This is a genomic window from Stenotrophomonas sp. HMSC10F07, assembly GCF_001807895.1.
GTDB lineage: Bacteria > Pseudomonadota > Gammaproteobacteria > Xanthomonadales > Xanthomonadaceae > Stenotrophomonas > Stenotrophomonas sepilia.
Window position 1 is genome coordinate 1 of record NZ_KV791409.1, and the last position, 13115, is coordinate 13115.

Annotated in this window: 11 protein-coding genes; 5 read left to right on the forward strand and 6 right to left on the reverse strand. The window is 67.3% G+C overall.

Annotated features, from left to right (window positions below; all coding sequences use genetic code 11):
- Positions 1-160: 160 nt before the first annotated feature.
- The 3 genes from HMPREF3114_RS13060 to gap form a co-directional block, all read right to left on the reverse strand.
- The gene (locus tag HMPREF3114_RS13060) at positions 161-1537 is read right to left on the reverse strand and encodes a DUF3999 domain-containing protein (RefSeq protein WP_053501263.1); all 1377 of its coding nucleotides are present in this window, start codon (positions 1535-1537) and stop codon (positions 161-163) included.
- Positions 1534-4209, reverse strand: a complete 2676-nt coding sequence (locus tag HMPREF3114_RS13065; RefSeq protein WP_070489904.1) for a DUF2339 domain-containing protein — start codon at positions 4207-4209, stop codon at positions 1534-1536. Before HMPREF3114_RS13065 ends, HMPREF3114_RS13060 begins: the two co-directional genes overlap by 4 nt.
- 125 nt (positions 4210-4334) lie before the next feature.
- Positions 4335-5339 carry a type I glyceraldehyde-3-phosphate dehydrogenase gene (gene gap / locus HMPREF3114_RS13070; RefSeq protein ID WP_005418885.1) on the reverse strand — a complete coding sequence of 335 codons (1005 nt, stop codon included), beginning with the start codon at positions 5337-5339 and terminating at the stop codon, positions 4335-4337.
- A gap of 192 nt (positions 5340-5531) precedes the next feature.
- Here gap and HMPREF3114_RS13075 point away from each other — a divergent pair, with 192 nt between their 5' ends.
- From HMPREF3114_RS13075 to HMPREF3114_RS13085, 3 genes are all read left to right on the forward strand, one after another.
- A complete protein-coding gene (locus HMPREF3114_RS13075; protein ID WP_053498442.1) occupies positions 5532-6161 on the forward strand; it encodes an OmpW/AlkL family protein in 630 nt (209 codons plus the stop codon).
- A 427-nt stretch (positions 6162-6588) separates the two neighbouring features.
- Positions 6589-7407: a S1/P1 nuclease gene (locus tag HMPREF3114_RS13080; RefSeq protein WP_070489905.1), complete on the forward strand. Its 819-nt coding sequence runs from the start codon at positions 6589-6591 to the stop codon at positions 7405-7407.
- An 11-nt stretch (positions 7408-7418) separates the two neighbouring features.
- Complete coding sequence (locus HMPREF3114_RS13085; protein WP_053498446.1) at positions 7419-8219, forward strand: MBL fold metallo-hydrolase; 801 nt, start codon at positions 7419-7421, stop codon at positions 8217-8219.
- Between the two features lie 53 nt (positions 8220-8272).
- Here the strand turns inward: HMPREF3114_RS13085 and HMPREF3114_RS13090 are convergent, their stop codons facing one another.
- Genes HMPREF3114_RS13090 through HMPREF3114_RS13100 form a run of 3 tightly spaced genes read right to left on the reverse strand, consistent with a single transcriptional unit; the run spans position 8273 to position 10390 of the window.
- Positions 8273-8833, reverse strand: a complete 561-nt coding sequence (locus tag HMPREF3114_RS13090; RefSeq protein WP_053498448.1) for a hypothetical protein — start codon at positions 8831-8833, stop codon at positions 8273-8275.
- Entirely contained in the window at positions 8830-10032 is a 1203-nt protein-coding gene (locus HMPREF3114_RS13095; RefSeq protein WP_053498450.1) for a M56 family metallopeptidase, read from the reverse strand. Before HMPREF3114_RS13095 ends, HMPREF3114_RS13090 begins: the two co-directional genes overlap by 4 nt.
- On the reverse strand, positions 10025-10390 hold the full coding sequence (locus HMPREF3114_RS13100) for a BlaI/MecI/CopY family transcriptional regulator (RefSeq protein ID WP_005418895.1): 366 nt from the start codon (positions 10388-10390) through the stop codon (positions 10025-10027). The genes HMPREF3114_RS13095 and HMPREF3114_RS13100 overlap by 8 nt, the downstream gene beginning before the upstream one ends.
- A gap of 118 nt (positions 10391-10508) precedes the next feature.
- Here HMPREF3114_RS13100 and HMPREF3114_RS13105 point away from each other — a divergent pair, with 118 nt between their 5' ends.
- Together HMPREF3114_RS13105 and HMPREF3114_RS13110 are read left to right on the forward strand one after the other, a co-directional pair.
- Positions 10509-11066 (forward strand): flavin reductase family protein, encoded by a 558-nt coding sequence (locus tag HMPREF3114_RS13105; protein WP_053498452.1) that lies wholly within the window; start codon positions 10509-10511, stop codon positions 11064-11066.
- 34 nt (positions 11067-11100) lie between these two features.
- The gene (locus HMPREF3114_RS13110) at positions 11101-13053 is read left to right on the forward strand and encodes an acetyl-CoA hydrolase/transferase C-terminal domain-containing protein (protein WP_053498454.1); all 1953 of its coding nucleotides are present in this window, start codon (positions 11101-11103) and stop codon (positions 13051-13053) included.
- Positions 13054-13115: the final 62 nt, after the last annotated feature.

The following is a 13115-nucleotide window of genomic DNA, read 5'->3' on the forward strand; positions in this document are numbered from 1 at the left end:
GGGTGGGCTGGGCAGGGGTATCCGCGCCATGGATGGCGCGGCTAAGCCTACAGGGACGTACTTGCGGCGCCCCTGCCCAGCCCACCCGGCCGGCCAAGCGCGGCTTCTGCTCTACGCGACCAACCGCCCACCCACGAGGGGCTGCGCCGTTCGCTGGAACCTATTCCGAAGGTGCAGGCTTCTGCCGAAGCAGGCTGAGCGCCAGGCCACCCACCACCAGTACGCCCAGGCCCAGCAACGCCCACAGCAACCACGATTTCCAATCGCGCTGCGGCTTCAGCGCCGCATCGCCGGCCAGCAGCTCCGGGCTGCCTTCCAGGCGCGCCAGTGTTGGCTGCCACGAAGGATCGTTGCGCTGCCGAAGTTCCTCGATCAGCACCCCGATCGGCGCGTCCGTGCGTCGCGCGGTCGCGCTGCCCACCGCCAGTGCGTAGGGCGCCGCGCCCTGGCTCAGGAACACCAGCACTTCCGGCTGGTAACCCAGGCGCAGCGTCGGCGCGGTGGCGGTTTCCGCCGGATTCGCCACCAATTTCCAGTAGCGGTCGCGGTGCACCCCGCCCAGCGGCTGTGCCGCCGACTGCTGGCGCTGGCCCTGCGTGCCCTGCTGCACCTGGTAGGCGATCCACGGCGCGCTGCGACGTTGCCATTCCGCACTCTCGTCATCGCGGCTGAACAGCGTCCATTGCACCAGGCTGTTATCGGTGCTGGCGACATCGGCACGTGCCACCGGGAACCGGCCATCCATCTCGAAGGTGTACTCGCCCTTGCCCGACGACGTCGGCTCCAGCGACAGCCATTCCCAGGGCAGCGTGGCCGGTGCTGGCGGCAGTTCCGCCAGTACGCCGCGCAGGGTCGGCAGGCGCGAGTCGCCCTGCGCCAGGATGCGCAGGTAGCGTGCAGCGCCGTCCACCTGCAGGCGGCGCTGCAGCAGGCGCTTGCCGGCGCGCTGCAGATCCACCAGCGGCACGTCGCGGCCAATCGATCGCCAGTGCTGCAGGTCGTCACTGGCATCCAGCTGCACCTGCACCTGCAGCGGCTGGCCGCTGTCGTTCCAGTCCAGCACCAGTGCCGCCAGCGGTTGCTGATCGAGCATGCTGGCGTCGATCAGCCAGCCGCCCTGCCCGCTCGACCCTGCCCCGCCACCCACCCGCGCTTCGACCCGGCGCACGCGCCCATCGGTATCGCGCTCGGTCAGCAGCTGCAGGTCGTTGCGCTGTGCATCGGCCAGCGGCGGCAGCACGAACCACGGCAGTTCACGCTGCACCGGCGACTGCGCCAGCGGCTGGTCCGGCGCCAGCAGTGCCGACGGCAACAACTGGCTGGCCGCGTTGAACACCTGCAGATCGCTGAGATCGGCGGTCACGGCACGGCGGTAGATCGCCGGCTCCAGCACGATACGGTAGGCACCGGACTGCGCACTGGACAATGTGAGCGGCCATTGCTCGGCATACTGCGTGCGGTAATCAGCCGCCTGTACCACGACGGCGGCCAGCATGCCGAACATCGCCGGCAGCAGCGCCCTGCTCCACTTCCTCATTGCGATTCCTCCACGGTCGGCGCCGCGCTTGGCGGTGCCGGTGCCAGATAACCCACGACCGTGCACAGCAGGCCGTAGGCGATGAACGATGCGATGCCCAGCAGGTTGCCCAGGTGCTGGCGATCGACAATAACCAGCTTGGCCAGCACCACGCCCATCAGCACGGCACCGACCATCCACAACACACGCTGGCTGCGACGCGACCCCCACACCCAGGCAATCACACCCAGCACGCTCCACAACACGGTCAGGCTGGTCTGCGCCAGGCTGAAGCGCATCATCGAGGCATTCCACGCCAGTCCACCCCATTGGTGTACGCCATGCAGCACCAGGCTGGTCAACGCGAGGAAGGCCGCCAGTGCCAGCAGCGGCATGCGGATGTTCAGCAATGCCTGCGGTGCCTCACTGCCGTACAGCCAGCGCGCCAGCAGCAGCAGGCTCAGCCACTGGCCGATCTCGGCCGGATTCAGCACCGGCAGCCACAGCAGCGGTGCGGCGTCGCCCGGCAGCAGCTGGCCCAGCAGCCAACCGATCGCCAGCAGGCCGAACAGCACGCACTGCAGCGGGACGCGCGCGCTGTCGAAGGCCGCGCCCAGCGGCCAGCGCAATGCGTTCCAGCGCCACAGCGACAGCGCCGCCATCAGCAGCCACGGCAAGGTCACCAGCAGGGTCGTCCAACCCTGCGCCAGGCCGGCCTCGCCACTACCCCACAAGGCCAGCAACGAAAGCAGCGACGGCCACAGCAGCCACCACAGGAACTGCGCGATGCGGGCCACGGTATCGCCGCCTTGGCGCAGGCACAGCAGGGTACGCACGCCCAGTACCGCGAACACCGTCCAGGCCAGCGCGCCGTGGCCGGCGAACGGCTGGTGGTGTGCATCGCTCTGCATCAGGGCCAGCGGGAAGCCCAGCGCGAGCATGGCCAGCGCGGTCACGCCCAGCGCACGCGCTGGCTGCCGACGCTGCGCTTCGGCCGCCAGCCAGGCAGTGACCGCGGCCAGCACCAGCAACGCGTCCACTTCGGTGCGGTAAGGGAAGAAGCGGGTGATCTCATGGACCAGGCCGCCCAGCCACCACAGCAGGCCCCACAGGTAATACACCAGTGCGACCTCATGACGCGGCCTGCGCTGGTAGCTCCACGCCGACGCGAAGCCGGCCAGGGCCAGCAACAGCGCGCCAACGGCGGTCGGGTTGATCAGGAAGCGCAGGTCTTCGTGCCAGTGGTCGCCACCGGCAACGAAGGCGAATGCGGCGCCGATCTGCAGCAACGCGCCGGAGACCTGCGGCAGCCACCGCTTCTGGCGCAGCCCCAACCACGCCAGGCCAGCACCTTCCAGTGCAAACACGGCACCGGTGGCGCGCGCCGACAGCGCCAGCGGCACCGCCAGCGTGGCGAAGCCCACCGCAAGCACGGCATGCGACTGCGCCAGCATGGTGTACGACGCGCGTGCGATCAGCGCCCGTGCCAGTACCGCGTAGATCGCGGCCAGGCCCAGCGCGCACAGTGCCAGCGTCATCGGTTGCGCGTGCAGCATGCCCGCCTGCAGCGAGAAGGCGACCAGCGGCGTGCCGAACACCAGGCTGCCATCGATCAGGTCGCGCCGGCCGGCCGGCTGCCGGCGCGCGTACAGCAGCGGAATCAGCAGGTAGAACACGAAGAACAGCACCAGGAACGGCTCAGTGCTGCTGAACTTGTCCGGTGCGTACTGCAGCACGCCCCAGAAGGTGCCGATGCCGAAGGTGAAGGCGAAGCCCAGCAGGTTCAGCGCGCGCCATGGGCGGAACCAGGCAATGGCGAAGATGCCCGCATTGAGCACGGCGTAATAGCTGAACAGCCCCACGTGGTTGCCGCTGCCGGTGGACAACCACAGCGGTGCCATGAAGCCGGCCAGGATGCCCAGCACGGCCAGCGTGCGCGAGTTCTGCACCACCGCCAGCACACACAGCCCGGCCACCAGTGCAATGGAGCTGGCGAAGGCAACGCCCGGGGGAATCAGGTCGAAGCGCTTGAATGCCGCGAAGATGGTCAGCAGCAGCACGCCGATGGCACCGCCCTGCAACGCCAGCGCGAACAGGCGCCGGCGCTCGCGCTGGTGCCAGCCGAACGCCAGCAGGCCCAGCGCAGCCACGGTGATGCCGGCCAGGCGCAGTTCGATCGGCAACACCAGCCAGCCCTGGTCGCTGACGTACTTCAGCAGTGCCGCGACACCGGCCAGCAGCACCAGCATGCCGATCTTGACCGGCACGTTGCCTTCGGTGAACCAGCGCTTGACCGCACCGACGCCACGCTCGATGACATTGGGCAGTGCCGGTTCGGAAGGCAGCGGCGGCTGCACCGGCACCGGCGGCACCGGCGGTGGCGCAGCAGGACGGGGGACAGGCACCTCGGTGGCCGTTGCTTCGCGCACCGGTGGCTGCGGGGGCTGAGGCGCAGCAGCAGCAGCGGCGGCCGGCCGCAGGAACGGCGGATCAGCGCTGGCGGCAGGTGCGGCCACAGGCCGTTCAGGCGCGGGTGCGGTGGCGGCCGGCCTGACGGCGGCCGGCGCGGCGGCCATCGCGCTTTCCAGCGCAGCGACGCGGCGGCGCAGGCCGGCAATCATCACCAGCGCGACCACCAGCAACAGCGGGATGGCCAGAAGAACCAGTACGACCAGGGCTATCAGTGCTTCCATTGCGTGCTTCCAATGCGATCCCGCGCCCCAGCGGCGGCGGTCGACCGCCCCATGCTACGACAGGGTGGGTCCCATAAACGACGAACCCCGGCCAGGCCGGGGTCCGTCTGCGATCTACACCGGCCTTACTTGGCGGCGATGACCTTGGCCATTTCCAGGCACTTGTTGGAGTAGCCCCACTCGTTGTCGTACCAGGTCACCAGCTTGACGAAGGTGCCGTCCAGGGCGATGCCGGCGTCGGCGTCGAACACCGAGGTGCAGGTCTCGCCGCGGAAATCGGTGGCCACGACCTTGTCTTCGGTGTAGCCGAGGATGCCCTTCAGCGCGCCTTCGCTCTGTGCCTTCACTTCAGCGCAGATCTCGGCGTAGGTGGCTTCCTTCTCCAGCTCGACGGTCAGGTCGACCACCGACACGTCCGAGGTCGGGACGCGGAAGCTCATGCCGGTCAGCTTCTTGTTCAGTTCCGGGATGACCACGCCGACGGCCTTGGCCGCACCGGTGGACGAGGGAATGATGTTTTCCAGGATGCCACGGCCGCCGCGCCAGTCCTTGTTGGACGGGCCATCGACGGTCTTCTGGGTGGCGGTGGCCGCATGCACGGTGGTCATCAGGCCGCGCTTGATGCCCCACTTGTCATTGATGACCTTGGCCAGCGGAGCCAGGCAGTTGGTGGTGCACGACGCGTTGGAGATGATTGCCTGGCCAGCATAGGTCTTGTCGTTCACGCCGAACACGAACATCGGCGTGTCGTCCTTCGACGGGGCCGACATGATGACCTTCCTGGCGCCGGCATCGATGTGCTTCTGCGCGGTTTCCTTGGTCAGGAACAGGCCGGTGGCTTCCAGCACCACGTCGGCGCCGACTTCGTCCCACTTCAGGTTGGCCGGGTCGCGTTCCTGGGTCAGGCGGATCTTCTTGCCGTTGACCAGCAGGTCGTTGCCCTGCACCGCCACATCGGCCTTGAAGCGGCCGTGCACGGAGTCGTACTTGAGCATGTAGGCCAGGTAATCCGGCTCCAGCAGATCGTTGATGGCCACGATTTCGATGTCGTCGCCGAAGTTCAGCACCGCCGAGCGCAGGACGTTACGCCCGATGCGACCGAAACCGTTGATACCAACCTTGATTGCCATTTCTCAAGCTCCTGCAGCCGCGACGGGTGCGGCGGGATGGATAGGGCCCACAAGTCTAGCAGGCCGTGGCTGGCCACCGTGGGCCAGGCCGGGCCGCCAGCAGGTCGGCGGACAGGATTTGATCCGGATCAAAGCGTTAGCGCGGCGTGAGGCCGAGACTGTCGCCATCCACCCAGCAACGAGAACACCCCCATGCGCAAGACCTCCTCCCTGATCGTGGCCAGCCTGGCCGCCGCCCTGTCCCTCGCCGCCGCCCCGGCCATGGCCCAGTCCAAGGGCGACTGGACCGTTTCGGCCGGCGTGCACCAGGTGGCGCCGAAGTCGAACAACGGCTGGCTGGCCGGCGGCACCCTGAAGGTCGACGTCGACAACGACGTCAAGCCGACCATCACCGGCGAGTACTACATCGCCGACAACCTGGGCATCGAAGTGCTGGCCGCACTGCCGTTCAAGCACGACATCAACATCAACGGCCTGGGCCGCGTCGGCAGCACCAAGCAGCTGCCGCCGGTGGTGACCCTGCAGTACCACTTCAACAGCAAGGGCAAGGTGTCGCCGTTCGTCGGTGCAGGTGTGAACTACACCACCTTCTTCAGCGAAGATACCACCGGTGCATTGGCCGGCAGCAAGCTGAAGCTGCAGGATTCGTGGGGCCTGGCCGCGCATGCGGGCATCGACTTCGCGATCGGCGAGAAGGGCGCCCTGCGCGTGGACATGCGCTGGATCGACATCGACAGCAAGGTGAAGTTGAACGGCGAGAAGATCGGCACCGTCAACATCGATCCGCTGGTCTACGGCGCTTCGTACGTCTTCAAGTTCTAAAGCGGTGTGTTGAGTGCGGGGGGCTTCGCCCCCCGCTCCCCCGCTATACGCAAAACCCTCGCAGCATGTTGCCCCGGTGATTGCCGGGGCTTTTTTGTGCCTGGGACTGAAGCGGTTCCGGAGCTGGGGCGAGGCGGGGAGCAGAGCCTGTACATCCGAGGCGTAATGGTTGCCTGCAATTGCAAAAGGCGGATTTTGATCCTGCATTTGTTCTTGATGTTGCCTTTGACGTTTGCATCCGCCTCCGCAGCCATGTTGGATGGGGCTGCAGGGGCAGGCGCTGCGGGACCGTCCGCGGCATGAATGCCGCGGCCGAGCTTACAGGGACGTACTTGCAACGTGTCCCGCAGCGCCTGCCCCTGCAGCCAGCCCCCAGCAGACAGGAACGCGCCGCTCTTCAATCCGCCTACCCCGCTAGAATATGTGCATGAAAGCCCTGCACTCCCTGCTCCTCGCCGCCGCCCTGGCGCCGGCCCTGCTGTCCGTCTCCGCCCCCGCCCATGCCTGGGGCGCGCAAGGCCACCGCCTGGTTGCCGAAGTCGCCGACGCCCGCCTCAACCCCGCCGCCCGCGCCGAAGTGGACCGCCTGCTGGCCACCGAAGCGGACGCCACCCTGGCCAGCATCGCGCCGTGGGCCGACCAGCTGCGCGCCAAGGACCCCGGCCTGGGCCGTCGTTCGGCCGGCTGGCACTACGTCAACATCGCCGAAGACGACTGCCATTACGAAGCACCGAAGCACTGCAGGAACGGCAACTGCATCGTCGAGGCCCTGAAAGCACAGAGCGCCATCCTGGGCGACCGCAGCCTGACCGATGGCGAGCGCCTGCAGGCACTGAAGTTCGTCGTGCACCTGGTCGGCGACATCCACCAGCCGATGCATGCCGGTTACGCTCATGACAAGGGCGGCAACGATTTCCAGCTGCAGTTCGGCAACCGCGGTACCAACCTGCACTCGCTGTGGGACAGCGGCATGCTCAACACCCGCAAGCTGGACGACGCCGGCTACCTGCCGCTGCTGCAGAGCCAGCGCGCACCGAAGCTGGCGCGCCAGTCCAACCCGCAGCGCGACCCACAGACCTGGGCCGAGGCCAGCTGCCGCATTTCCATGCAAGCTGGCGTTTATCCGGCCACGCGTAAAATCGGTGACGAATACACCGAGCGCTACCGGCCGCTGGCCGAAGCGCAGCTGCGACTGGCCGGCGAGAACCTGGCGCAGTTGCTGAACCGCGTGCTCGGCACGCGCTGAGGAGAGTTCCGATGCCGGTCCAGGTGCAGTCGTTCTTCCACCGTGACAGCAATACCTTCAGCTACCTGGTCAGCGATCCGGCCAGCGGTGATGCGGCGCTGATCGATCCGGTCCTGGACTACGACCCGGATACCGACGCCAGCAGTGAAGCGCCGCTGCATGCCGCATTGCAGGCCATCGAACAGCAAGGCTTGCAGCTGCGCTGGCTGCTGGAAACCCATGCCCATGCGGACCACGTGTCGGCCGGGCGCCGGCTCAAGCAGCGCTTCCCGCAGGCCACGCTGGCCATCGGTGAAGGTATCCGCGCGGTGCAAGCCACGTTCGCGCCGCGCTATGGCCTGCAGCTTCCGGCCGCCGATGAGATCTTCGATCACCTGTTCAGCGACGGCGAAGCCTTTGCCATTGGCGAGCTGCAAGGACAGGTGATCGCCGTGCCCGGCCACACCAGCGACAGCATCGCCTACCTGATCGGCGATGCGCTGTTCACCGGCGATTCGCTGTTCATGCCCGACGGCGGCACCGCACGCTGCGATTTCCCGGGTGGCGATGCCGCGCAGCTGTATCGCTCGATCCAGCGCCTACTGGCGCTGCCCGATACCACCCGGGTTTTCGTCTGCCACGACTACGGCCCGGGGGGCCGTGATTTCGCCAACGAAACCACCATCGGTGAACAGCGCGCGCACAACATCCACGTGCATGACGGCGTGGCCGAGGCAGAGTTCGTCAGCGTGCGCCAGGCCCGCGATGCTACGCTGGAAGAACCGAAGCTGATGCAACCGGCGGTGAAGGCCAACATCCAGGGCGGGGCCTGACGTACGCCGGGCAGAGCCCGGCGCCATCGGTTTCCATCACGGACCGCGAGCGTTCATTTTCCCTGCGTGCGCACCACATGCTGGCCCCTCACGATCTCGAAGGTGAAGGCGTACTGCAGGGTGACCGCCACCGGCTCGACCCGTTCGGCGCCCCGGCAGTCACCGCGGTCGGCAGGCACCTTGCCAGCCGCGAAGTGGCAGACCGCTGCGGACGAGTACTTCCACATCGCCACGGCCTCCTGCGCAGCCTGCAGCAGGGGCGCATTCTCGCCCGCAGCACCTGCCGCGCACTCCGGGCGATCGGTCAATGGCAGGCTGCGCTCGACGACGCCGTTGGCATCAACCACCACCTGCAGGCAGATCGTGGTCGGCGCCAGTTCCGCACGCGGGTCACGATCGCCGACCTCCGGGTCCGGTGCCGCGTACAACTGCGGCATCCGGTAGCCCTCGGTCGCACCCAGCGAATACGCCTGCAACTGCCCACTGCCACCGCCCGCCTGCGGCTGCAGTCGCTGGTGGCCGACATTCTCGCTGCGGGTGTGCACGGTGGCCAGCCGTTCCTGGCTCGCACACCCCACCAGCGCTGCCACCACGAGCAGCGGCGCGGACTTCACTGGGCGTCCTCGCTGTTGTCCATCGCAAAGGTGATCGGAATCTTCACTGCGCCTGCCACCGGCTTGCCGTTCCTCATCGCCGGCCGATAGGTCCAGCTGCGCGCTGCGGTGATCGACACCGCGTCGAACACGCCCGGATTGGTGGCACTGAGCACCCTGACATCGGTGGGTTGGCCGCTGGCATCCACTTCCACGCGCAGGTTCACCACGCCCACCTGGCGCTCCTCGACCGCGGATTTCGGATAGGAAGGCGGTGGCATCTTGACGACCTGGATCTCCCGATCCATGACCGCCGCTGCCGGGCGGCCAGCCATCGCATCGCCCTGGCTGGCCCACGCTACTGCGCCCATTCCCAGGCACAACCCGACGACCAGCACCTGCCCCGATACCCACGGCAATGCCTTCCGCTTGGACTGCTTCAACATGGCGATACGCTCCTTCAACACGGGTTGGCTGCGCCAATGGCAGACCGCTGGCGCAACCGGGTGGACCAGCTGCGCCTTCAGCAGCGTGCTGGCGTAAAGCCCGCGCAGCGCAGGCTGCGGGGCGATGGTGCGGGCATCGCAGGCCAGTTCCTGGTCGCGCAGGAAGCAGCGTGCAGCCCAGAGCACCAGCGGGTGGAACCAGAACACCGCACGCATAAGCAGCAACGCACCATTGGCCCAGTGATCGCCATTGCGGCGGTGGCTGCGCTCGTGCTGCAGGATCAGCCCCTGTTCCTGTGCGCTGAACTGTTGATCGAAGTCCGGGCCAACCACGATTCGCGGCCGCCACAGGCCAACCAGTGCTGGCAGGCCTGGGTCACCACTGGCCTGCCAGCTGCCATCGGCGCGCGGCTTCAGCGGGCCCATGCGCCGTTCGAAACGACGCTGTGCGCGCAGGTCGCGCAGCAGGCAGATGCCCATGCCCAGCGCCCATGCCAGCAGCAACAGCGGTGCCCATGGCAGCGACGGCCCTGCCAGTTCGTCCACGGCCCCTGGCTCGACTTTCAGCAGCACTGTCGGCACGTGCTGCAACAGCGCAGCCTGCGGCAACGGCAGCAGCAAGGTCACCAGCAGCATCGGCAACAACCACCAGCTGCGATAAGCCAGTCCAGCGCCCCCCACCCACACCAGCAGCGGTCGCAGCACGGCCAGCAGGATCACCCCCATGGCCAGCCACACGCTGGCCTGCCACAGTCCACCGAGCAGCTCAGTCATGGTCCAGCTCCTGGATCAGCTTCTTCAGTTCGGCGATGTCCTGTGCGCTCAACTGGCCGCGTTCGCTGAAGTGCGCGACCAGCGGCGCCACGCGCCCTTCGAAGACACGGCCGATGAAGTCCTGGCTCTGCGCCTCCACCCACACCTGGCGCTGCAACAGCGGGCGATACAGATAGCGCCGGCCATCGCGCTCGGCGGCGATCGCGCCCTTGGTCAGCAGGCGGTTGAGCAGGGTCTTGATGGTCGGCTCGGCCCAGTCGCGGTGGGCCAGCGCGGCCACCACGTCATCGGCACTACGCGGTGCCTGATGCCACAGCACCTCCATCACAACGGCTTCGGCTTCGCTGATCGGGGTCATGATTTACATCCGTAATCGACAGCTCGATTACGCGCGTAATCGAACCGGCTGTCAAGCCCCTCGACTCCGGATTCATCGGCTTTGCGCCAGCATCGAGCCCTCCCGGCCGAGGCCTCGGATGAAAGCGCTTCCCAAGAAGGAGTTCCCGGTCGAGCAGGCCCGCCGCTTCCTCGAACCCGGCCCGATCGTGCTGGTCAGCACCGCCTGGCGCGGCCAGCACAACCTGATGACGATGGGCTGGCACATGGTGATGGGCTTCTCGCCGTCACTGGTCGCCACCTACCTGTGGAATGAAAACCACAGCCATGCACTGGCCGTCGGCAGTGGCGAGTGCGTGATCAACGTACCCGGCGTGGAACTGCTCGATACCGTGGTGGACATCGGCAACTGCAGCGGCCGCGAGGTCGACAAGTTCGCCCGTTTCGGGCTCGATGCGCTGCCCGCGCGCGAGGTCGGCGCGCCGCTGGTCGGGCAGTGCCACTCGAACTTCGAATGCCGGTTGTACGACGACAGCCAGGTGGCGTCGAGCAATCTGTTCATCTGGGAGATCGTGCGCGCCCATGTTGCGCCCCGGCCGAAACTGCCGCGCACGGTGCATTACCGCGGCGACGGGCAGTTCATGGTGTCCGGCGTGGAAGTCTCGCGTCGACGGCGGTTCAAGCCCGACATGCTGTAATGCCCGCACTCCCCCGCACGCAGGACCGCCACGCATGACCGAACACCTCACCGACCTGGACGCCGCCGTCGACTGGTTGTTAGCGCGCGTGGACGGGCCGCTGCGGATCGGGGCACCGCTGGCGCTGGGCAAGCCACATCGGCTGCTCAACGCCCTGTATGCACGCGTCGAGCACGATCCCTCACGGCCGCTGCAGCTGTATACCGCGCTGTCGTTGAATCCGCCGAAGGCGCGTGGCAACGGCCTGGAGGCACGCTTCCTGGCGCCGTTTGCGCAGCGCCACTTCGGCGACGATTTCCCGCGCCTGGCCTATGCCGATGCGATCGCGCGCGACGCGTTGCCAGCGCACGTGCAGGTGGAAGAGTTCTACATGCAGTCCGGCGCCCTGCTCGGTTCGCGGCAGGCGCAATCCAGCTATACCAGCCTGAACTACACCCACGCCGCCGATGCGGTCGCTCAGCGCGCACCGCAGGTGATCGTGCAGAAGGTGGCGATGCGGCCGAATGACCGCCGGCTTTCGCTGTCGTGCAACAACGACATCACCCAGGACACGCTCGATGCGATGACCGCGCGCGGCCTGCCGCGCCCGTTGCTGATCGCCGAGATCGATCCGCAGCTGCCCTACCTGGCCGGCTCGGCGACGGTCGATGTGTCGTTCTTCGATCTGGTGATCACCCCACCGCCACCGTACCCGGCGCTGTTCGGGCTGCCGCGGCAGCCGGTCGGCGATGCCGACTACGCCATCGGCCTGTATGCCAGCACCCTGGTGCGCGACGGCGGCACCCTGCAAATCGGCATCGGCACGCTGGCCGACGCGCTCAGCCATGCGCTGGTGCTGCGCCACACCGACAACGCGCGCTATCGCCGCGTGCTGCATGCACTTGATCCGCAGCTGGCCAGCCACCCGCTGGTGCAGGAGATCGGCGGCATGGACCCGTTCGAAGTGGGACTGTACGGCTGCAGCGAGATGCTCAACGAGGGCTTCCGCAGGCTGGTGCAGACCGGGGTGATCAAGCGCAAGGTGCACGACGACCTGGCGCTGATGCAACGCATCGAAAATGGCAGCACGCTGTCCATCGACCATGCCACCCTGGCCGCCGAAGGCGAGTACCTGCATGGTGCGTTCTACCTGGGCTCACCGGAGTTCTACGAGTGGCTGCGCACGCTGCCGGAAGACGAATGCCGTGCGATCGGCATGCGCCGCATCAGCGAGATCAACCAGCTGTATGGCGGTAACGAGGCACTGGAGCGCCTGCAGCGCCGCCATGCGCGTTTCTTCAATTCCTGCATGATGGCTACCGCGCTCGGCGCGGCGGTGTCGGACGCGCTGGACGATGGACGCGTGGTGTCCGGCGTGGGCGGCCAGTACAACTTCGTGGCGATGGCACATGCCCTGCCGGAAGCGCGCAGCGTGCTGATGTTCCGTGCCGCACGCGATGACAAGGGCCACCGGGAATCGAACGTGCGCTGGAACTACGGCCACACCACCATCCCGCGCCACCTGCGCGACATCTACCTCAACGAATACGGCATCGCCGATCTGCGCGGCCTGACCGACGAAGACTGCGTGCATGCGATGACCGCGATCACTGAAGCGCCCTTCCAGGGCGATCTGCTGCAGCAGGCACACGCCTCGCGCAAGCTGCTGGCGGTGTCCCAGCCCGACCCGCAGCGCCAGCAGCGCAACACGCCGCAGGCACTGGCCGCGGCACTGGCTCCATTCCGTGCCGATGGCAGCCTGCCGGACTACCCGCTGGGCAGCGACTTCAACGAGATCGAGCAGGTGCTGGTCAAAGCGCTGGTATGGCTGAAGGCCAACACGCAGACCCGCAGCGACAAGCTGCGCACCGTCTGGGCAGCGCTGCGGCAACCGGCCGGCGACGGCGATGCCGTATACCTGCAGCGCATGGGCCTGCAGGCACCGAAAGACTTCGCCGAACGCTTGGACGCGCGGCTGCTGCGGCTGGCGCTGGCGCGTACCGCCTGAGAAAAAGGGGACGGAGGGAATTAAGTCATTTGTGCACAAACGACTTAATTCCCTCCGTCCCC

Coding starts and splice junctions, on each gene's coding strand:
- HMPREF3114_RS13100 (WP_005418895.1), bottom strand. CDS start 10,390: ATGACCCCGATCAGCGAAGCCGAAGCCGTTGTGATGGAGGTGCTGTGG.
- HMPREF3114_RS13110 (WP_053498454.1), top strand. CDS start 11,101: ATGACCGAACACCTCACCGACCTGGACGCCGCCGTCGACTGGTTGTTA.
- HMPREF3114_RS13065 (WP_070489904.1), bottom strand. CDS start 4,209: ATGGAAGCACTGATAGCCCTGGTCGTACTGGTTCTTCTGGCCATCCCG.
- gap (WP_005418885.1), bottom strand. CDS start 5,339: ATGGCAATCAAGGTTGGTATCAACGGTTTCGGTCGCATCGGGCGTAAC.
- HMPREF3114_RS13060 (WP_053501263.1), bottom strand. CDS start 1,537: ATGAGGAAGTGGAGCAGGGCGCTGCTGCCGGCGATGTTCGGCATGCTG.
- HMPREF3114_RS13095 (WP_053498450.1), bottom strand. CDS start 10,032: ATGACTGAGCTGCTCGGTGGACTGTGGCAGGCCAGCGTGTGGCTGGCC.
- HMPREF3114_RS13105 (WP_053498452.1), top strand. CDS start 10,509: ATGAAAGCGCTTCCCAAGAAGGAGTTCCCGGTCGAGCAGGCCCGCCGC.
- HMPREF3114_RS13085 (WP_053498446.1), top strand. CDS start 7,419: ATGCCGGTCCAGGTGCAGTCGTTCTTCCACCGTGACAGCAATACCTTC.
- HMPREF3114_RS13080 (WP_070489905.1), top strand. CDS start 6,589: ATGAAAGCCCTGCACTCCCTGCTCCTCGCCGCCGCCCTGGCGCCGGCC.
- HMPREF3114_RS13075 (WP_053498442.1), top strand. CDS start 5,532: ATGCGCAAGACCTCCTCCCTGATCGTGGCCAGCCTGGCCGCCGCCCTG.